General features: G+C 66.7%; 18 protein-coding genes and 1 pseudogene. 8 read left to right on the top strand and 11 right to left on the bottom strand.

Going from position 1 to position 20154, the window contains the following annotated elements:
* Window positions 1–94 precede the first annotated feature (94 nt).
* The 3 genes from ACHMXB_RS13105 (at window position 95) to ACHMXB_RS13095 (ending at window position 3053) form a co-directional block, all read left to right on the top strand.
* Complete coding sequence (locus ACHMXB_RS13105) at window positions 95–1306, top strand: thiolase family protein (RefSeq protein ID WP_395398883.1); 1212 nt, start codon at window positions 95–97, stop codon at window positions 1304–1306.
* Window positions 1307–1395: 89 nt separating this feature from the next.
* A complete protein-coding gene (locus ACHMXB_RS13100; RefSeq protein WP_395405274.1) occupies window positions 1396–2202 on the top strand; it encodes an enoyl-CoA hydratase/isomerase family protein in 807 nt (268 codons plus the stop codon).
* Window positions 2199–3053, top strand: coding sequence for a 3-hydroxyacyl-CoA dehydrogenase family protein (locus ACHMXB_RS13095; protein ID WP_395398881.1), 855 nt, complete (start codon window positions 2199–2201; stop codon window positions 3051–3053). The genes ACHMXB_RS13100 and ACHMXB_RS13095 overlap by 4 nt, the downstream gene beginning before the upstream one ends.
* 52 nt (window positions 3054–3105) lie before the next feature.
* Here the strand turns inward: ACHMXB_RS13095 and ACHMXB_RS13090 are convergent, their stop codons facing one another.
* The 3 genes from ACHMXB_RS13090 to ACHMXB_RS13080 all read right to left on the bottom strand — a co-directional run bounded on the left by ACHMXB_RS13090 (window position 3106) and on the right by ACHMXB_RS13080 (window position 4745).
* Window positions 3106–3336, bottom strand: coding sequence for a DUF6480 family protein (locus tag ACHMXB_RS13090; protein WP_190605190.1), 231 nt, complete (start codon window positions 3334–3336; stop codon window positions 3106–3108).
* A gap of 34 nt (window positions 3337–3370) precedes the next feature.
* Window positions 3371–3802: an SRPBCC family protein gene (locus ACHMXB_RS13085; protein WP_395398879.1), complete on the bottom strand. Its 432-nt coding sequence runs from the start codon at window positions 3800–3802 to the stop codon at window positions 3371–3373.
* Window positions 3803–3875: 73 nt separating this feature from the next.
* Window positions 3876–4745: an SGNH/GDSL hydrolase family protein gene (locus ACHMXB_RS13080; RefSeq protein WP_395398877.1), complete on the bottom strand. Its 870-nt coding sequence runs from the start codon at window positions 4743–4745 to the stop codon at window positions 3876–3878.
* A gap of 253 nt (window positions 4746–4998) precedes the next feature.
* Here ACHMXB_RS13080 and ACHMXB_RS13075 point away from each other — a divergent pair, with 253 nt between their 5' ends.
* A complete protein-coding gene (locus tag ACHMXB_RS13075; RefSeq protein ID WP_395398875.1) occupies window positions 4999–5706 on the top strand; it encodes a tyrosine-protein phosphatase in 708 nt (235 codons plus the stop codon).
* Window positions 5703–7925 (top strand): trypsin-like serine protease, encoded by a 2223-nt coding sequence (locus tag ACHMXB_RS13070; RefSeq protein ID WP_395398873.1) that lies wholly within the window; start codon window positions 5703–5705, stop codon window positions 7923–7925. Before ACHMXB_RS13075 ends, ACHMXB_RS13070 begins: the two co-directional genes overlap by 4 nt.
* Window positions 7926–8042: 117 nt before the next feature.
* Here the strand turns inward: ACHMXB_RS13070 and ACHMXB_RS13065 are convergent, their stop codons facing one another.
* The 4 genes from ACHMXB_RS13065 to ACHMXB_RS13050 form a co-directional block, all read right to left on the bottom strand.
* Window positions 8043–8339: an antibiotic biosynthesis monooxygenase family protein gene (locus tag ACHMXB_RS13065; RefSeq protein ID WP_395398871.1), complete on the bottom strand. Its 297-nt coding sequence runs from the start codon at window positions 8337–8339 to the stop codon at window positions 8043–8045.
* A gap of 92 nt (window positions 8340–8431) precedes the next feature.
* Window positions 8432–9766, bottom strand: a complete 1335-nt coding sequence (locus ACHMXB_RS13060) for a choice-of-anchor Q domain-containing protein (protein ID WP_395398869.1) — start codon at window positions 9764–9766, stop codon at window positions 8432–8434.
* 169 nt (window positions 9767–9935) lie between these two features.
* Window positions 9936–10685 (bottom strand): ABC transporter permease, encoded by a 750-nt coding sequence (locus ACHMXB_RS13055; RefSeq protein WP_395398867.1) that lies wholly within the window; start codon window positions 10683–10685, stop codon window positions 9936–9938.
* 81 nt (window positions 10686–10766) lie between these two features.
* Window positions 10767–11225 carry a PaaI family thioesterase gene (locus ACHMXB_RS13050; RefSeq protein ID WP_395398865.1) on the bottom strand — a complete coding sequence of 153 codons (459 nt, stop codon included), beginning with the start codon at window positions 11223–11225 and terminating at the stop codon, window positions 10767–10769.
* Window positions 11226–11363: 138 nt separating this feature from the next.
* On the opposite strand from ACHMXB_RS13050, the pseudogene paaZ reads away from it, so the two are divergent.
* A pseudogene (gene paaZ, locus ACHMXB_RS13045) lies at window positions 11364–13474 on the top strand (phenylacetic acid degradation bifunctional protein PaaZ).
* A gap of 273 nt (window positions 13475–13747) precedes the next feature.
* A complete protein-coding gene (locus ACHMXB_RS13040) occupies window positions 13748–14155 on the top strand; it encodes a VOC family protein (RefSeq protein ID WP_111902543.1) in 408 nt (135 codons plus the stop codon).
* 118 nt (window positions 14156–14273) lie between these two features.
* Here ACHMXB_RS13040 and ACHMXB_RS13035 read toward each other — a convergent pair whose 3' ends face one another.
* Window positions 14274–15107 carry a DUF427 domain-containing protein gene (locus ACHMXB_RS13035; protein WP_395398862.1) on the bottom strand — a complete coding sequence of 278 codons (834 nt, stop codon included), beginning with the start codon at window positions 15105–15107 and terminating at the stop codon, window positions 14274–14276.
* Window positions 15108–15175: 68 nt separating this feature from the next.
* Window positions 15176–15793 carry a TetR/AcrR family transcriptional regulator gene (locus ACHMXB_RS13030; RefSeq protein WP_111902541.1) on the bottom strand — a complete coding sequence of 206 codons (618 nt, stop codon included), beginning with the start codon at window positions 15791–15793 and terminating at the stop codon, window positions 15176–15178.
* A gap of 252 nt (window positions 15794–16045) precedes the next feature.
* Here ACHMXB_RS13030 and ACHMXB_RS13025 point away from each other — a divergent pair, with 252 nt between their 5' ends.
* The gene (locus ACHMXB_RS13025; protein WP_395398860.1) at window positions 16046–18235 is read left to right on the top strand and encodes a multicopper oxidase family protein; all 2190 of its coding nucleotides are present in this window, start codon (window positions 16046–16048) and stop codon (window positions 18233–18235) included.
* Window positions 18236–18301: 66 nt separating this feature from the next.
* Here the strand turns inward: ACHMXB_RS13025 and paaK are convergent, their stop codons facing one another.
* Entirely contained in the window at window positions 18302–19669 is a 1368-nt protein-coding gene (gene paaK / locus ACHMXB_RS13020; RefSeq protein ID WP_190242986.1) for a phenylacetate--CoA ligase PaaK, read from the bottom strand.
* A 10-nt stretch (window positions 19670–19679) separates the two neighbouring features.
* Entirely contained in the window at window positions 19680–20135 is a 456-nt protein-coding gene (locus ACHMXB_RS13015) for a hotdog fold thioesterase (protein ID WP_395398857.1), read from the bottom strand.
* Between the last annotated feature and the right edge of the window lie 19 nt (window positions 20136–20154).

The raw sequence follows: 20154 nt of genomic DNA, 5'->3' as shown, positions 1-20154 counted from the left end.
CTTTGACCGGTTGCGCGCACCGTGTAATCTTTATAGAACGAACGGTCGGTAATTTATTCGCTTCCGGCCCAGCTTCTGCGAAAAGGATGTTCTCATGGTCGAGGCTTTTCTGGTGGGCGGTGCCCGCACTCCGGTGGGACGATACGGCGGAGCGCTTTCGGCGGTCCGGCCCGATGATCTCGCCGCGCTGGTGGTCCGCGAGGCCGTGGCCAGGGCAGGCGTGGATCCGGACGCGATCGACGAGGTCATCCTCGGTAACGCCAACGGCGCCGGCGAGGAGAACCGCAACGTGGCGCGCATGGCCACCATCCTCGCCGGCCTTCCGCTGCACATCCCCGGCATCACCGTGAACCGGCTCTGCGCCTCGGGCCTGAGCGCCATCATCATGGCCAGCCAGATGATCAAGTCCGGGGCCGCGGACATCGTGGTGGCCGGCGGCGTCGAGTCCATGAGCCGCGCGCCTTGGGTCCAGGAGAAGCCGCAGGCCGCCTTCGCGAAGCCCGGCGACATCTTCGACACCTCCATCGGCTGGCGCTTCGTGAACCCGCTGTTCAAGAAGGGCGAACTGTCGCGCGACGGCAAGATGACGTTCTCCATGCCGGAAACCGCGGAGGAAGTGGGCCGCGTGGATGGCATTTCCCGCGAGGACGCCGACGCCTTCGCCGTCCGCTCCCACGAAAAGGCACTCGCCGCTATCGAGGCGGGCCGCTTCAAGGACGAAATCATCCCGGTGCCGGTCAAGACCCGCAAGGCCGAGACGGTGGTGGACACCGATGAGGGACCCCGCGCGGGCACCAGCATGGACGTGCTGTCCGGCCTCCGTCCCGTGGTTCCGGGCGGCATGGTGGTCACCGCCGGTAACTCGTCCTCCCTGAATGACGGTGCCTCCGCCATCATCGTCGCCTCCGAGGCCGCCATCCAGCGGCTGGGCCTCACGCCCCGCGCCCGCATCATCGACGGCGCGTCCGCCGGCTGCGAGCCGGAAATCATGGGCATCGGCCCGGTTCCGGCAACCCAGAAGGTGCTCAAACGGAGCGGGCTCAGCGTCGGTGACCTTGGCGCCGTCGAGCTTAACGAGGCGTTTGCCACCCAGTCCCTTGCGAGCGTGCGGCGCCTCGGGCTGGACCCGGACATTGTGAACAACGACGGAGGCGCGATCGCTTTGGGCCACCCGCTGGGTTCCAGCGGCTCCCGGATTGCCATCACCCTGCTGGGCCGGATGGAACGCGAAGACGCGCGGATCGGCCTTGCCACCATGTGCATCGGCGTGGGCCAGGGAACGGCCATGCTGTTGGAGCGCGTCTAGTGCCGGGCCAGGACGGAGCGAACCAGGACAGCACGGGCCAAGACAACGCGGGCCAGGACAACGCGGGCCAGGACAGCGCGAACGGACACTTGAGCACCCGCGAGTTCCGCACCCTCCTGGTCGACGAGCGCACGGACCGGGTGGTGGTGCTCCTCAACCGGCCGGACGTCCGCAACGCCATTGACCAGCAGATGGTGGACGAGCTCCATGCCGTGTGCGCCGCGCTGGAGAAGGACCCCAAGGTCCTCATCATCGCCGGCACCGAGGGCGTTTTTGCCTCCGGCGCGGACATCGCGCAGCTGCGGGAACGGCGCCGCGACGACGCGCTGCAGGGCATCAACTCCACCATCTTTGTACGGATCGCCAAGCTGCCGATGCCGGTGATCGCCGCGCTGGACGGCTATTGCCTGGGCGGCGGGGCAGAGCTGGCCTATGCTGCCGACTTCCGGATCGGCACCCCGGCCGTGCGGATCGGGAACCCGGAAACCGGGCTGGGCATCCTTGCCGCTGCCGGCGCCAGCTGGCGCCTGAAGGAGCTGGTGGGGGAGCCGGTGGCCAAGGAGATCCTGCTGGCCGGACGGGTACTGAAGGCCGAGGAGGCCCTCGCCGTCAACCTGGTCACCGAACTCCACGATCCTGCCGAGCTCATGGACGCCGCCCACCGGCTGGCCGACCGCATTGCCGGGCAGGACCCCCTGGCCGTCCGGATCACCAAGTCGGTGTTCCATGCCCCGGCCGAGGCCCACCCGCTGATCGACCAGCTGGCGCAGGGAATCCTCTTCGAGTCGCAGGCCAAGTTCGACCGGATGCAGGCCTTCCTGGATAGGAAGAACACAGTCCAGAAGGACTCAGACAAGAAAAGCGACAAGAAAACCACAGACGGGATCAAGTCATGACCGCCATTCCCCAGCACGTCGGAGTCCTCGGCGGCGGCCGGATGGGCGCCGGAATCGCCCACGCCTTCCTCATCAAGGGCGCCACCGTCGTGGTGGTGGAGCGCGACGGCGATGCTGCCGCCGGCGCCCGCACGCGGGTCGCCGACGCCGTGGCCAAGTCCGCAGCCCGCGGCGCTCTGGACGGAGCCCCGGAGGAAGTCCTGGCCCGGTTCAGCACGTCCACCGATTATTCGGCCTTTGCCCGCTGCGGCCTCGTGGTGGAGGCGGTGCCGGAGGACTTCGAGCTGAAGGTCAGCGCGCTGAAGGCCGTCGAGGAACAGCTTCCCCCCGAAGCGTTTCTGGCCTCGAACACGTCGTCGCTGTCGGTCACCGACCTCGCCGCCCAGCTGCAGCGGCCGGCCAGCTTCGTGGGGCTGCACTTCTTCAATCCGGTGCCCGCCTCCACGCTGATCGAGGTGGTGGTGGCCAAGGAGACGTCGCCCGAGCTGGCGGCCCAAGCGAAAGGCTGGACGGAAGCGCTGGGCAAGACCGCCGTCGTCGTCAATGATGCCCCGGGGTTCGCGTCCTCGCGGCTGGGCGTGGCGATTGCCTTGGAAGCGATGCGCATGGTGGAGGAGGGCGTGGCCTCCGCGGAGGACATCGATGCCGCCATGGTGCTGGGATACAAGCACCCCACCGGGCCGCTGAAGACCACCGATATTGTGGGCCTGGACGTCCGCCTGGGCATCGCCGAGTACCTGCACTCGACGCTGGGGGAGCGTTTCGCCCCGCCGCAGATCCTCCGGGACAAGGTGGCCCGCGGCGAACTGGGCCGCAAGACCGGCAAGGGGTTCTTCGACTGGGCTGACTGACCGGCAGAGCGCGCCCGATTACTTGCAGGCGCGCCTCAGCGGTCCGGCGCGCTTAGAGGAGGCCGACGATATAGCCGACGAAGAACAGCAGGCACAGCAGCACCACGATTCCGATCAAAACCAGCACCGCCACCTGGGTTCCCCGCGGCGGTCCGCCCTCGTCGTGCCCCTGCGGTCCGCCGGTGGAGGCTTCAGCAGGCGGTGTTTCCCCCGGCGGCACTCCGCCGCCCGGTTCCAGCCCGGTGAGGTGGTCTTCAAGGGGGTCGGGGTTCTGGCTGCTCATGGGGTCCTCCTGTGCTGAAGTGCGGCTGGGACGGTTACAGCGACTCGAGTTTCTGCCGAAGCCCGTTCAGGGCCGGATCGCGCAGCTTCATGAACTGCGGCTTCAGGAACGGCTGCAGCAGCTTGTAGGGCCAGTTGATGCTGAACTGCGCCGTGTACAGGATCTCGGAACCGGAACTGAGCGACCGCACGTCGACGGAGTCAAAGGCCACGAGGTTCCGGTGTTCGCCCCGGAGCTTGATGTGGTTGTCGAACAGTTCGGTGACCTCATACTCGATGGGCTGGCGCTTGTTCCGGAACAATGCCTCGGCATGGTAGCGGTGGCCGACGGCGACGGGCCCCTCCGTCAGCTTGTCCATCACCGCCGTGCCAGGGTCCCACTCGCTGGTGTGTTCGAAGGCGGACAGGTAGGCGAACGCAGTCCGCGCCGGCAGGGAAGAACTGACAGTGCCCGAGACTGTGATCATGCTCCCAGCCTAGCCATGCGGGCCGGGGGACACACCCCCGGCCCGCATCTTGCCTGGCCCTACTGGCCGAGCGTCAGGGCACTAGCCCTTTAAGGGCAGGCACGTACCCGTAGGCGTAACCTGTGGCGGTCGGGTGGAACACGTCCAAGGGTCGATCGGCCGGCGCGCAGGTGTACGAGAGCTTGCAGACCGGCTCGGGACCGACGATCCAAGGCGACGCGGATCCGATGCCATGGTTGGTGAACTGGTTCGTGACGCTGACGTACTTCACCCGGTTGGCCAGCGCGGAGAGTGCGATGGTGCCGTTGAGGAGGTCCGCCGCGGAGTTTAGGGTGCGGACAGTGGTCTTCTGCTGCTCGGTCATCAAAGCGTTCGCGGTGAACAGCCGCGGGTATCCGGTCAGCACGATCCTGGCGCGGGGAGCGTACGTCTTGATCACTGCCACCATGGCCTTGATCTTGCCGGGCAGTTGGGGGAGCTTGACCGCGAGCGAATTCACCAGGGCGGCCTTGCAGGCTGCTGTGGCGATGGAAGCTGCACATTGCACCGCCGCAGCTCCTGCGTCGATGTCGTTTCCGCCTACCGTGACTGTGATGACGGAAGCGTTCGCCACGTACGGTGCCGTGGTGCGGTTGAATGCAGCAGCCTTCACGGTAGCGGACACGTCTGCCGTGGTCGCCCCCGAACAAGCCAGGTTTTCGCCGCCCAGCATGGCTGAATACGCCTCCTCTGTCTGAACACAGGGCGCCGGAGTCCATTCGGGCACGGCCTTATATGCCCCGCCGCCGATTCCTGCTGCATAGGAGTCGCCGAACCCGAGGTAAATGGGTGGCGGATCGGCGGCCGTGGCCGGTGCGGCGGTAAGGCCGGCGGTAAGCGCCAAAGCGGCCAGGGCACCGGCCAGTCGGGCTGTGCAGTGTCGGAACAGTTCATTGGTCAACACGATGAAACCCCCTCATTCAGGGAAACCATGGAAGCGGATGCAGGGAAGGCTGCGGAGAATCGGCAAGCGATGAGCCGGGCCTGCCGCGGCAGCAGGCCTGGAAACTGACGGCGCGAAGTGGCGCTCATCGCCCTAGGGTATGCCCGCGGAAGGGTGTGAACCCCGGCACCAGGTACTCGTTTTTTCGGCGCGTCGTCCGGCACTACTTGCTTAAGCCCTGCACCCGGGCCGGAAGATGTGGTTAGCTGGCTCCGTGAACGCGAGGGGACAAGTCGGCTGGGACGGGGCGGTGAACGCCTGGCTCGTGGCCGGCTCCGTGTACCGGATGGGGCGGCGGGAATGGGTCACCGAGGCCGGCTGGAAGAAGGCCTACGGGGACGGCATCCGCACCATCATCGACCTCCGCAACGCCGCCGAACGCCAGCCCAGGCCCAGCGATCCTAACGTGGGCGGGGCGCTCGCCGCGTTCGACGTCGTCCACGCGCCAACGGAGGATCCGGACAGCCTTGAGTTCAAGGCCCTCTGCGATCCGTATCTCAACGATCCCGCGCACTATGCCGCCAATGCCCGCCTGTTCCCGGACCGGCTGGCCGCCGTCTTCAAAGCAGTGGCCGCTTCCTCCGGTGGCGTGGTGATTCACTGTTCCGCCGGCCGCGACCGGAGTGGCATGATCGCGGCCATGCTGCAGGACCTCGCGGGTGCCGGCGACTCCGAGATCGTCGCCAGCTACCAAGCCGCCATGCGCGGCATCAACGAACGCCACCGGACCATGTGGCCCCCGCATCCGCACGAACGCTACCTTGACGACGAAGCCCTCGCCCCGCTCCTGGAGACCCGCGGTGCCCGGGTTCTGGGCTTCGTGCGGGAGCTCAATACCCGGGAATTCCTGCTGCAGAACGGTGTCACCGAGCCTGAGCTGGAATCGGTGCTGGCCGTCCTCGGCGCTAGGGTTGCCCTGTGACTTCTTCCACATCCGGCCCTTTGGTCCGTCGCGCACTCGCCCTTGCCGCGGCGGCTGCGGTGGCGCTCGGTGCCCCGGTCGCGTCCGTGCCGGCCTACGCTGCCACGGAAGTCACGGCGGCGGAAAGCACGACGGCCCCGGAAGCCACGGCGGCGGAAAGCAGGCCGGCGGACAGCACGACGGCGGAAGGCCCGGCGGCGCAGGACGGCCCAACTGCCCCGGCACCCGTACCGTCCCAGGCTTCCCCGGCGGCTGGCTCCGCGACGGCCGAACTGTCCGGAGAGGGCCTCGCCGGCGCCGTTCTGCGGGACCTTGGCATGACCCTGGCGGAATTCAACGCCGCGGGGGAGCAGGGCAAGCGTGCGGCTGCCGCCCTGCCCAAGCTCCGGAAGGCCGCAGGATTCGAATCGATCACGCTGGACGGGGGACGGATCCTGGTCGTAGGTACGGGCGCGGACCTCGCCAACACCGTGCGCGCACTCAACGAGGCCGACGCCGAGTCCCTGCAGGAGTTCGTGCTGGCGCCCTCCGAGGGGCCAGCCGCGGCGGCCCCTTCCCCCCCGCTCCCGGCGTCCCCGGAGTCTTTACCCACAAAGCCTGCCGCCGAGCCGGCCGCAGAACCAGCAGATCGCCGTGCCACGAGCATTGACCAGCTTTACCAGGCCTACCTCCGGGAAGTGGGACCAGCCGGGCTCCAGGCCGTGGCCGAGGCGGACGGCAAGTTCATCATCCGCACGGGCGGTGTGAACCAGCCCGAGTCGGAACCGCAGGCCGGCCGTGTTGCTGGCACCGCTGGTCCGGCTGCCCTGGCTGCCGGTTCGCCCGGCACGTCACGAGTGTCGCCGTCGGAATTCGTGGAGCAGTACGCCAACGTGGTCCTGGAGAGCGGGGAGCCTCTGGTCCGGGAGGAGGACTTCTTCGGCGGACAGGGGTACAGAATCGACGGTTGGGTGGCCTGTTCCACCGGGTTCAGCGCCTTCGACGCCGAGGGCCGGCCCCTGGTCCTCACGGCCGGCCACTGCGCTGACGACGGCGCCGCGAAGCTCGCCGAGGTGACCCTGCCCGCCGGGGATCCCGCGGGTGGATCCGTGGCCGACCCCGCGGTCACCGGAAAACTTGGAACGTTCGGGTTCAGCCAGTTTGGCGGCCCCGGGAATTCGCGGGTAACCGATCCAGAGAATCCCGGCACCCCCGGGAACGACATCGCCGTCATCGAGTCCATCCGCGCGGACCTGGATGTGCGACCGGCCGCAGCCACCTGGGCGAATGCCGCCAACCTCGGCACCGGATCAGTGCCGGTTGTGGGCACGGCGTCGCCGTTCCAGGGGCAGCCCGTCTGCCGTTCCGGACGGACCATCGGGTGGTCGTGCGGAACTGTGGACGAGGTGGGGATCTACATAGTGGGCGGGGGCTCGGGCGACCCTGCGGACCTGCGTTCCTTCCGCGGATTTTTATCCAGGTCCGTGGAATCCAGCGGCGGCGATTCCGGCGGCCCGTGGATCAGCGGAAACTACGCTGTGGGCACACACTCCGCGGGCAACAGTAGCTTCTCCACCGAGAACTTCGCCGTGGCGGCGACGCTTGAGGAGTCCATGGCGGTCTTGCCGGGCGTGCAGCTGAGGCTGTTTCTGAACAGGCCAGTCCTTGCCGGCGTCCTGCCTCCGGGGCCCATCAAAACCGGCCAGCGCGTCGCTGGCCGGCTCGCCTCGGCTCCGGCCACGGACGTTCCGGCGGGAACGCAGATCCGGGTGACCGTCCCCGGCAGCGAACCGTTCGACGTCGACGTGGACGCCCAAGGAAACTGGGCTTTCACTGCACCCGCCCCGGCCGCAAAGTTCACCGCCCAGACGGTGAACGGCTTCAGCCGCTCGCAGCCAGGCACCTTCAGCACAGCCCCCTACCCGGCGGCCCCCGAACCGGCGGCACCTGAATCGCCAGCACCGGGCGGTGCCGGTGCCCGAGCGCCCAGCCCCAGTGTGTCACCGTCTGCGCCCCCGCCGGTGGCGGCACAAAGCCCTGAGCCTGCGGTGCTTGCGCCGGCGCCGCAGCCGACGGTGGTGGCCGTGCTTCCTGCTGCAGTTCCGGACCCGGATTCACGGCCGATGATGCTCGCCGACACGGGCGTTTCCGGTCTTACGCTTGCCGCTGCCGTAGCGGGCGCGGCCCTGCTGCTCGGCGGCCTGGTGCTGGTAGTAGTGCGGCGCCGCGGCAGGCGCTAGCCGCACAGCCACAGATGGCACCAGCGCCATACGGTGCTGGTGCGACGTGGGAGGCGGTCCGGTCGAACTGGGCCGGGCCAGGTTGAACTGAGCCGGGGCAGAGGGAGCCGGGCCGGCTCAGCCGATTGTGGCGGCTTCGTCCAGCGTGTGCGGCTCGAAGTGCTCAATGATGTCGCGGATCGACGCGAGGCCCTCGGTGAACGCCGTCGACGCACGCCACTGTTCGACCTGCTCGAGTGAGGCCCAAGGCCCGGTGCTGATGAAGCGGTTGGGCACATCACGGTCGCGCATCAGCAGGCCGCGGCCGCCGGGATAATCCTGGTGGGTCCGGTCGGCCATGTCCTTCCAGGCCTTCACGAAGTCGTCCTCGTGGCCCGGCTTTACGAGCCAGATACCCAACGTGTAAACAGACACATCCACCACCTCCATTGGTGTGCAGAGCGGATACCTGATTATCGTCCCGCGCCGCAGCGCACGGAAGACGCTATCGCTCGCTTACGCCGCAGCTAGCAGTTGGCCGGGTCGTATTCGTAGGCGCCGGCGTCGGCCTTTCCGGTTGTTGCGGGCGAGCAGTGCCCTTTTTGCGGAACGGGCTTCTGGTCCAGGTCCACCGCGGACGGGCTGCTTTCCGCGCGGTCTATCGCCGGGCTGCCGCTGGTGAGGTGGAGGTCCTTGCGGGGATTGACGAACTTTGCGGGAGCCGTCGTCGAACTGTTGTCCAGCGCCACATTGCTGGGGCCGTTGACAACGTTGGACTGCTCCGTCCAGCCGGATCCGTCCATCCACAGCGCGTCACGGACGGCCACGAGGATGTTGGCGCGGATGACGGTCGAAGAGGGGCAGCGGGCGTGGCAGACCACGCCGCGGGAGCGGTTGCCGTTGAGCCATACCGTGTTGAACTCGAAAGTGGTGCCGTCGGTGGGGCCGTAGCGCGTGTCCGGGCCGCGGATGATCAGGCCTGCGGCGTCGGCGCATTTCTTGCCGCACGAGGAGCGGATCAGGTTGTAGCGGAATGTGTTGCCGTCTGCCTTCCCGTCGGAGCGCCCGACTTCGGAGAACACGGTGTTGTCTATCGCCTTGTTGTGATGGATGTTGTTGCGGCTGCCGTCGTAGATCTCGAAGGCGCTGCCGTCCCGGCGGAAGTCGTAGGAGTATGCAGTGGAACCGGTGACGGTGTTGCCTGAGAACTCGTTGTCGTTGCCGTTGATCAGCACGCCGAACGCACCCGAGTCGTCGCTGCAGTTGGCTTCATTGGCGGTGCCGCACCGCCTTCCCGGGGTGTTGACGTTCAGGATGTTGTTGTCCGTCAGGACATTGTTGGAGTAGTTTCCGAAGTCGGAGCCCGTGCCCACCCTAATTCCGGCGCTGTTCTTGGAAGCCTCGGAATTCTTCATCACCACGTGGTCGCCGGATACGTTGAAGCCCGCGTACCCGCAGTCAGTGGCGCGCAGCCCGTCAACCTCGAGGTAGCTGCCGTCCAGCCGGAAGCAGTCTCCGCCCTCTCCGCTGGTAATGGTGGGCAGGTCCCCGTTGCCGTAGCTGTTCAGTCTGATGGCCGACGACGGCGTTCCGCTTTCGTCGAGCACCACCTTCCCGATCCACTCGTCACCCCTGCGGAAACTGAGCGAGTCTCCGGGGTTGAATGCCGTCCCGTTGACTTTCTGCAGCGACCGCCAGGGCGAATCCGGGGACGTCCCGGAGTTGGTGTCGCTTCCCGCAGCACTTACGTAAAAGTGGGTGGGCGGCGTCGAGGGGGCAGGCTTAGATACGCAGCCCGCCAGCAGGACTACCAAGAGGACGGCCGCCAGCGCGGCGGCGGCCCGTGTGAATCGTGTGCTCATGATTGCACCTGCTGAGGGCAGACAATGAGGGCCCGGCCCAGCAGTGCCGCTGCCTGTGGTCCGGAGCGGCCAGAGTATAAAGCCCCCGGCGCAATGTCAACGGCACTGTGCCGGATTCCTACTTCAGCCGGATTCCTACTTCAGCCGGATTCCTACTTCCGCCGGGTTCCTACCTAAGCGGTGACGGCCGCACCCGGACCGGGGCCAGCAAGGTGATGAGCAGGATGGCGGTGATCGACCCGGCAGCCATGATAGAGGCCAGCACCACGATCTGGAACCGGCCCGCCTCCAGCGGCGAAAGACCGCCGAAGATCGCCCCGACGAAGGCGCCCGGCAGCGTGACCAGGCCAGTCGTCTTGGTCTGGTCCACCGACGGAATGAGCGCGGAGTACACGGCGCTGCGTGCCATGTCGCGGGTCGCCTGCCGGGGAGAGGCGCCCAGGGCGAGCCAGCCCTCCACCTGGTCCCAGCGGTCGATCACGGCCTCGTTGAACCTGCGGCCCGCGAGCGCCGCGATCGCCATGGAATTGCCCACCACGATCCCTCCGATCGCCAGCGCGTAGCGGGAGGTGAACTCGATGGCGCCGGTACCGAACACGATGACCAGCGACGCGAGGATGCCGGCGGCCATCGAACCGGCCACGACGCCAAGGTGGCGCCAGGACCAGGCGAGGCGGCGTGCGGCGGTAAGGGCGGCGACCGTGAACATGACGGCCAGCGCCACGGCCACCCATTCGGCGCTGGCGATCACGGCGCCGAGGATCAGGCTGACGGCGGCGAGCTGCGCGGCGCCGCGGAGGATGGCGAGGGCCGGCGCAAACGCGTGCGGAACCCGGAAACCTTTGAGGACGGCAGCCGTCAGCGCCATCAGGAGGCCCACCGCGATCAGGGTGGGGGTCAGGCTGCCAAGCTCGGTCACCACATCAGCCTAGCTGCGGCGCCGCCGCGTAGGGCTTCCAGGCTGCGCTGCAGAGGGCTTCAGGCGGCGTCAGGGCAGACGTCAGGCCCTCGGGGCGAGGAGCAGGTTGGTGATCCGCATGCTGCAGAGGCGCTGCCCGGCGTCATTGGTGATCAGCACTTCGTGCGTGGTCAGCGTGCCGCCAAGGTGGATGGGGGTGGCCGTGATGGTGATGACGCCGGTCCGGGCGGAGCGGTGGTGCGTGGCGGAGACGTCCACGCCCACGGCGGTCTTGCCCAGCGTGCTGGCGTGGATCACCGCCGCCCAGGATCCCACGGCTTCGCCCACAGCCAATGAGGCGCCGCCGTGCAGCAGGCCGAACGACTGCCGGTTTCCCTCTACCGGCATGGTCGCCACCACGCGCTCGACGGACTCCTCCACGATTTTCACGCCCATCTTCTCGTCCAGCTCGCCGAGGGTGATCTTCCACAGCTCTCCGGGCGTTGGGCCTTCGGGTGTTTTGGTGGCCGCCAGTTCTGCGTCGCGGGCTTCCGGCGTCATGTGCTCTCCTTGGGTCGTGTGCGGTGCCACTAGTGTGCAGCGGGGCACATTCATGTACTGTAGACATATTACCGAACGGACGGTCAGTAATGTTCTGGCCGGATCAGATTTGTCCCCCGTTGGAAGGACCCGTCAACGATGACCACCACCGCCACTGCCCCCGAGGCCACCCTGGACACCGTGGAAACTGTCCCCAGTTTCGTGCAGGATTCCTGGTGGACCCCCGACGCCGGCTCGGCGGCTTCCGCTGTCCCGTCCGGGATGCCAGTACGGGCGAGATCCTGGCCAAGGTGAGCACCGACGGACTGGACCTGGCCGCCGTCGTGGATTACGGCCGCACCACCGGCCAGACGGAACTCGGCAAGCTGACCTTCCACCAGCGCGCCCTCAAGCTCAAGGAGCTCGCGCAGTACCTGAACGCGCGGCGCGAGCATTTCTACGCATTCTCGGCGCAGACCGGCGCCACCAAGATCGATTCGATGATCGACATCGACGGCGGCATCGGCGTGCTGTTCACATTCGGCTCCAAGGGCCGGCGCGAACTGCCCAACGCGCAGGTGGTGGTGGACGGGCCTATGGAGGTGCTGTCCAAGGACGGGTCGTTCGCCGGCGAGCACATCTACACCCGCATCCCCGGCGTCGCGGTGCAGATCAACGCCTTCAACTTCCCGGTCTGGGGCATGCTGGAGAAGCTCGCGCCCGCGTTCATCGCCGGCGTCCCCACCATCGTCAAGCCCGCCACGCCCACCGGCTACGTCGCCGCGGCCGTGGTGAAGGCCATCATCGAATCCAACATCCTGCCCAAGGGATCGCTGCAGCTGATTTCCGGCTCGGTCCGGGGGCTGCTGGACGTGCTGGACTACCGCGACCTCGTGGCCTTCACCGGCTCGGCGTCCACCTCGCAGTCCCTCAGGTCCCACCCGAACGTTGTGCTGGGCGGTGTGCGGTTCACCTCGGAGACCGACTCCCTCAACGCCGCCATCCTCGGCCCGGACGCCGTGGAAGGCACCCCGGAGTTCGACGCCTTCATCAAGTCCGTGGTCACCGAAATGACTGTCAAGGCTGGGCAGAAGTGCACCGCGATCCGCCGCGCCATCGTGCCGCAGGAGCTGGTGCCGGCCGTGGTTTCCGCCATCGGTGCCCGCGTGGAGCAGCGCGTGGTGCTCGGCGATCCCCGCGCCGAGGGCGTCACCATGGGCGCGCTCGCCTCCGTGGAACAGCTCTCCGATGTCCGTGCCGCCGTGCAGTCCATGCTCGACGCCGGCGGCGAGCTTGCGTACGGAACGCTCGATTCGCCTTCGGTCACCAGCGCGGACGGCGCAACGGGTGTCGTCGAGGGCGGCGCCTTCATGTCTCCCGTGGTGCTCAGCTGGGCGGACGCCGAGGCCGAGCCGGTGCACTCGCTGGAAGCCTTCGGTCCGGTGTCGTCCGTGATCGGGTACAAGGACATTCCCGACGCCGTCCGGCTCGCCGCCCGCGGCGGCGGTTCGCTGGTGGCCTCGGTCTGCACCAACGATCCGTCGGTCGCGCAGGAACTGGTCACGGGCATCGCCGCCCACCACGGTCGTGTGCTGATGCTGAACCGTGAGGATGCCCGCTCGTCAACCGGCCATGGTTCGCCCGTCCCGCACCTGGTCCACGGCGGACCCGGACGTGCCGGCGGCGGCGAGGAACTGGGCGGCATCCGCTCGGTGATGCACCACATGCAGCGCACCGCCATCCAGGGCTCGCCCAACATGCTCACCGCCGTGACCGGGATCTGGCACACCGGCGCCGACCGCAACTTCACTCTGGACACCGAGGGCATACACCCGTTCCGGAAGTCGCTGGAGACGCTGCACATTGGTGACGCGATCCGCTCCGGGCTGCGCGAAGTGAGCCTGGAGGAGATCACCAAGTTCGCCAACTCCACGGGGGACACCTTCTACGCGCACACCAACCAGGAGGCCGCCGAAGCCAACCCGTTCTTCCCGGGCATCGTGGCGCACGGTTACCTGCTGCTGGCGTGGGGTGCCGGGCTGTTCGTCGAGCCAGCTCCGGGCCCGGTCCTGGCCAACTACGGCTTGGAGAACCTGCGGTTCATCACTCCCGTGGCGGCGGGGGACTCCATCCGGGTGACACTGACGGCCAAGAAGATCACCCCGCGCGAGACCGACGAATACGGCGAGGTGGCCTGGGACGCCGTCCTTACCAACCAGAACGACGAAATCGTGGCCACCTACGACGTCCTCACCCTCGTGGAGAAGTAACAGTATCCTCTCAGGTGCTTGGGACGCGTCCTCAGGTCCTGTCGGGTTTTGCCGGACGCGTCCTCAGGTCCTGCAGGGTTTTGCCGGACGCGTCCTCAGGTCCTGCAGGGTTTTGCCGGACGCGTCCTCAGGTCCTGCAGGGTTTTGCCGGACGCGTCCTCAGGTCCTGCAGGGTTTTTCCGAAATCCTCCCGCAATGGTGCCGGCAGTCTGGAATTTCCCATGAACTTTCAGGGCTTCCGGGCGTAAAATGACCCGCGTAGGAGGTGGCGAAATGACCCTAGCACTGAGAACAGCCACAACCATCCTGCCTGTCGATGATCCGGACCGCGCCCGCGGATTTTACGCGGAAACGCTGGGCCTCCCACACCGTGGCAAGGCTGAAGATGGAAGCGATTTATTCGGCAACGCTGACGGCCCCATGCTGCAGCTGATGCCTGTAACTGACGGAAAGCACTCCGAGCACACCGCATTGAGTTTTGAGGTCACGGACATTGAACGGACCGTCCAGGACATGGAGTCCAAGGGCGTTCGGTTCCAGGACTATGACCTCCCCGATTTGAAGACCGATCACCATATCTGTTCCACCGACGCCGAGAAATGCGCCTGGTTCATGGACACCGAAAACAACATCCTCTGCGTCCACGAGAGGCTCGGAACACAGGCTGAATATCAGCTCTGATCCGCCGCACCGTCGCAGGTTACCAAACCCTTCCTCACCGTGGTGAGGAAGGGTTTAGTTTTAAGCGGCGAAAGGTGAGGAAGGGTTTGGGGGAAGTCGGCAGGAGGTGAGGGTGCGTTCAGGACCACGGGGTGACCGGGTGGTCCTGTGGTTCGCCGTCCACGAACACCTCCGCCCGCTCGTTGAAGAAGCAGACCAGGCCGTGGATCTGCCGGGCGTCGATGAACCGCGAGTCGTAGGCCCAGGCGATGTTCTTGCCCCGGGCCGATTCCGGGAAGCTCCAGTACCTGGCCTCGCCCTTGTAGGGGCAGACGGTCCGGTGCGGGCTGGCCTCCAGCAGGTCCAGTCGGACGTTCTCGGGCGGGATGTAGTACCGCACGGGAAGCAGCGTTTCGTAGAGCAGATGGGCTCCGACAGTGTCCGCCAGCACCACGCCGTCGAGCTTCACTTCGATGCGCCGCAGCGTTGCGCGGATGTCCACCCGGTGAAACGGGTCCCGCGGGTGGCCGATGATCTCCTCGTGGTCCTCGAGCCAGTGGAACGCGCCGAAATCCAGGATGACGTACCCCGCCAGATCCGGATCCGAGGGCCGGAACGCTGCCCGGGGCACGCTGAACGCGGATGCCACGACGTCGAGCTCCTCGCCCGCCGCCGTGTGCCGCCTGAACCCGGTCCGCGGGTCCAGCGCCGGCGGGGCCTCTGCCATCAGGCGGACCGGATACTCGTCCGGACCGGCGTCCCCCTCGGCTGCAGGCGGCTCAAGCCGCGCCAGCAGGTCCTTTTCGGGCACGGCGTAAACCGGGGTGACGCGTTTCGGTTCCCAGACCAGGAGGGCTTCCACCGTGTCGACGACGGGGCTTCCGTCGATGCCCGCGCGGATCCTTTTGGAGGTGGGCTGGTACCGGAGATCAGGAAATGCGCCGAACAGCAGATCCGACAGTTTCGTGGCCATGCATTCAGGGTGGGCACCAGGGCGGCCGGCGTCAACGCCCAATTCGTCAACGCCTGATTGCTGGCCTGTCAGGGCTTGGCGTGCAGGCCGTCGAACGCCATGGTGATGACGTCGTCGGCCAGCTTTTCCGGCGAAAGCGAACCGCCCGGCTTGTACCACTCGACGATCGAGTTGATGGTTCCGAACAGGAGGCGGGTCACGGTGCGGGGGTCGATGTCCTGGCGCAGCGACCCCTCGTCGCGGGCCGCGGAGATCAGCTCCGCCACCTTGTGGTCGAAGGCGCGGCGGCGTTCCATGGCGTTGCGCTCAATGTCCGTGTTCCCGCGCAGCCGCAGCAGCAGCGTCACGAAGGGGAGCCGCTCCACCAGCACGGCGATGGTCTGGCGAAGCACGAACTCCAGCCGCGCATCGGCCGCCCCCGATGTGGCCCCCGGCTGCTCCAGAATGGCCTCCAGGCCGCCGAGCGCGTGGTCCAGGGCGAGCTTCAGCAGGTCACCCTTTGAGGGCACGTGGTGGTAGATCGCCGACTTGGAGATGCCCAGATTTTCAGCGAGGATGCCCATGGATGTGGCATCGTAGCCGTGGCGGTTGAAGACGTCGACGGCGATCAGCAGCACGGACTGCTGGTCGTAGCCGGGACGGCCGCGCTTGGTGGGGGCTGCTGTGTTTGCTGCTGTACTGGGCATACGGGTTATTTTCTCATGAACGTTCGGTAATCCCGGCAGACCGCCAATTCGGAGGGTTTGTGCCGCGGGCCGTCAGCGTTTTCCCAAGGTCCGGATCCCACAGTTTTCTTTCGTCAGGGGAATCAGTGCGGCAAAGCTGACCCGCGGGACAAGGAGGTCCCGGTGGTCGGCGTTCGGTCTCAAAACCACATATTGGGACGACGACCGGGTCGATGGGTTTGGCATGTGTCCCGGGCCAAGGAGGCACTGACCATGTCTGAAGAATCTGCAACCTCAAACGGGCTGGGGCGCCGCGCGCTGCTGCGGCTGGGGGCGGCCGGAGGAGCCGGAGCGGCACTCGCGGCCGCACAAACCTGGGCCGGTCCGATGCTGGCCCAGCGAGGGCTGCTGTCGCCCGACGGCGCATTCGCCGCCACATCGACGGCCCTGAGTGACGAGTTGTTCTACATCGAGAAATACCCAACGAGCCCGCTGATCCTCACGCCGTTCCGTGACGCCCTGCCCATCCCTAAGGCGCTGGCCCCGGTGCCAAAGTCGGTCTACAGCGCTTGGAAGAATCCGCCGGGACCGGGCCCCGGCCAGCAGAACTCGCTGCGCAATGAGCAGCACCAGATCTGGCCCTCAAAAGTCGGCTACCCGGACCCCATTGTCTACAAGATCGACGTGCTGCTGCGGACCCACTCATTCACCACTTCGCAGGTGCTTCCGATCGACTCAGACGGCAATCCAACGCGGTCGTACGACTCATCCGGCAGAAGGATTGCCGCGGGCACCAAGCGCGCTTTGCCTCCCAGCACGATCTACGGCTTCAACGGAACCTTCCCGGGGCCGATGATCAACGCCGAGTACGGCAGGCCGGTGCTGGTGCGGTTTGAGAACCACCTGGACGAGAACCCGCTGAACCTGAACCGCCAGGACTTCGGTTCGCCGGACTGGTCCTTCCTGACCCACCTGCACAACGGCCACACCGCCCCGGAGAGCGACGGCAATCCGCATTACTCGATGGTGGCCGGGCCGAAGCTTCCGGGCTACCTGCCGAAGATGTTTGTGGACAACCTCTACCTGAACTGGCCGGCCGGCGGGGATGACCGGGAGAAGCAGAGCTTCTTCTGGTTCCATGACCACCGGATGGACCACACCGGATCGAATGTCTACAAGGGCATGGTGGGCCTGTACCCGATCTATGACCCGAAGTACGGCATGGATATGGGCGACGAGCGGCAGGGCCTGCGGCTTCCGGGCGTCCGCACCAACAACCCGGACGGGTCCTTCGACGTCAAATACGATATTCCTCTGGCGTTCTATGACTGCCGGCTGGACGACGGCGAAACCGTGCACAAGGACATCCATGACGTGCAGAACGAATTCCCGGCCGCGAAGAACCCGGCCGAGCACCCTGAATGGTGGGGCAAGACCTTCTACAAGCACTTCCCCAACCACGGCTTCGTGGGCGACATCTTCACCGTGAACGGCACGGCTTCCCCGGTGCTGGAGGTGAAGCGGCGCAAGTACCGCTTCCGGTTCCTGGATGCCTCGGTCTCGAGGATTTATGAGTTCAGGCTGATGAGCTCCACCCAGGGGCCAAAATCGTCGGCGTCGCTCGGCTACCAGGACGACGAGCTCGAGGGCCAGTACCGCATCCCGGACGGCCAGCAGTGCATGCAGTTCACCCAGATCGCGTCCGACGGCGGGTTGTTGCCCGTTCCGATCAAACGCGACTCCTTTGAGCTGTGGCCGGCCAAGCGACGCGAAGTGATCGTTGATTTCACCCGGTACCAGGACGGCACCCCCACCACCAAGGGCGACGTCATCTACCTGACCAACGTGATGAAGATGCCCAACGGCCGGATGTGGAGCAACTCGTCCCGGTTCTTGCCGGACCCGAAGTACAAGGTGCCGGTGCTCAAGTTCGTGATCGGAGACGATGCTCCGGACGACAGTCGGATCCCCACGGCCCTCCGTCCGCTGCCGCCGCTGCCGAGCAACTGGCGGACCCTGCTGGACAACCGCCTGATCTTCGAAGTGAAGCGCGGCACCCTGGGAGGGGAGACCGAGTGGCTCATCAACGGCAAGCCCTTCGACCCGGCGGCGGTGGCCGCGAGCCTGAGAAACCCCGCCGGACGCACACCCTTGGCCCAGCAAAGAAAGGGCAGCTTCAACTTGTGGGAGATCCGCAACGGCGGCGGCGGCTGGGTCCATCCGTTCCACCTGCATATGGAGGAGCACCGGACGGTCATGCGCAACGGCAGGGACGTGACGCACGGCGGCGACAAGGGCCATCCCGACGACGTCTCGAAGGAAGACCTCGTGGCCCTCGATCCCGGTGAGTCCGTGGTCATCTACCGCGGCTTCCGGGACTTCGTGGGGCCCTATGTGGCGCACTGCCACAACCTCGCGCACGAGGACCACGCCATGATGTTCGGCTGGTCGATCACGCCCTGACCGCCCGCTGAACCCAGCGCCGGGACCCGCGGCAGGCGGGGTCCCGGCGTGCCGAGTTCGTCGGGCTTATCCCTTCGGCCGCAGGTCGTAAATCCGGCGCAGCTTGCCGTTGGAGCGCTCGAGCGATCCGGGCTCCACCACGTCAACGGTGCACGAAGAACCCACATGGATCTTGATCTGCTCGCGCAGGGTGCGGGCCGCCGTCGTGCTCTGACCGGTGGTGACATTGTCTCGGCGCTCGATCTTCACGGTCAGCTGGTCCATGCGCTGGCCCTCGGGCCGGGTCAGCTCGAGCTGGAAGTGCGGGCTGAGCTCGGGGATGCGCAGCGCGATTTCCTCGATCTGGGACGGGAAGAGGTTCACACCGCGGAGGATGATCATGTCGTCGCTGCGGCCGGTGATGCGGCCCATCCGGCGGTGTGCCGGGCGCGCGGTGCCGGGAAGCAGTCGGGTGAGGTCCTTGGTGCGGTAGCGGATGATCGGCAGGGCTTCCTTGGTGAGCGAGGTGAAGACCAGCTCACCGTGCTCCCCGTCGCCCAGCACGTTCTCCTTGCCCGGGGCCGGGTTGAAGGGGTCGATGATCTCCGGCCGGAAGTGGTCCTCCCAGATGTGGCTGCCGTCCTGGGTCTCCACGCATTCGCCCGCGACGCCTGGTCCCATGACTTCGGAGAGCCCGTAGATGTCGCAGGCCTTGATGTTCATGGTGACTTCGAGCTCGTGCCGCATCTCCTGTGTCCACGGTTCCGCGCCGAGCACCGCGTACTTCAGCGAGGTCGAGGTGGGGTCGATGCCCATGTGCGCCATGGCGTCTGCGATGGTGAGCAGGTAGGTGGGGGTGGCCAGGATGGCGTCCGGCTTGAAGTCCTGGATCATCTGGATCTGGCGTTCAGTCTGCCCGCCGGACATCGGAATCACCGTGCAGCCGAGGGCTTCGGCGCCGGCGTGGGCACCCAGTCCGCCGGTGAACAGGCCGTAGCCGTAGGCATTGTGCACCTTCATGCCCGGACGCACGCCCGAGGCGCGGAGGCAGCGGGCCACCAGTTTGGCCCAATCGGCCAGGTCCTGCTTGGTGTACCCGACGACGGTGGGCCGGCCGGTGGTGCCGGAGCTGGCATGCACGCGCGCCACCTCGCTCTGGGGCACGGCGAACATGCCGAACGGGTACTCCTGGCGCAGGTCCTCCTTGGTGGTGAAGGGGAAGTTGCCGAGATCGGCGAGTTCGCGCAGGTCCGAGGGGTGGATCCCGGCGTCGTCGAACTTGCGCTTGTACAGCGGGACCCGGTCGTAGGCGTACGCGACGGTGTGCTGGAGCCGGCTGAGTTGCAATGCCTCAAGCTCGTCCCGGGACATGGTCTCCTCGGGGTCGAGCACGGCGTCGGCGGGCGCGGCGACAGTCCGTGCAGCGACGGTGGGTTCAGGGGCGTGGAGGGTCATGGTCTGCTTCCTACTTCTTGGGGATGGTACGGCTGCGACCGCGGAACTCGGCAATGAGTTCCCCCGGCTTGCCGGAACTGGCCTCAGCACCGGGTTCGGCAGCGAAGATCTGGATGTCGTAGAGGCCGCTGCGGCCCGCGCTGGAGCGGCGGTCGGCGACGGCGGTGATCACCTGGCCCTGGTAGGCCGGCTTGAGGAAGTTGATGTCGACGCCGGCAGCAACGGTGATGCTGTCGGGGTCGGCAGGCGCCGCGGGGTTGCAGGCGAGGGCGAACGCGGTGTCTGCAAAGGCGAAGATCATTCCGCCGTGGGCCATGCCGAAGCCGTTGAGCATTTCCTGCCGGAGCGTCATCCGGATGGTTGCGTGGCCATCGCTCAGGGTGAGGACTTCTATGCCCATCCATTCCGAGGCGTAGTCGTTCTCAAGGATGTGGTGGGCCACACCGGGGATTGCCGTTTCAGCCATGCGTCGTTGCCTCCAGCTT

This window comes from Arthrobacter sp. UC242_113, assembly GCF_044054585.1.
In the GTDB taxonomy this organism is placed as follows: Bacteria; Actinomycetota; Actinomycetes; order Actinomycetales; family Micrococcaceae; genus Arthrobacter.
This window is presented reverse-complemented; position numbering and strand designations above follow the sequence as displayed.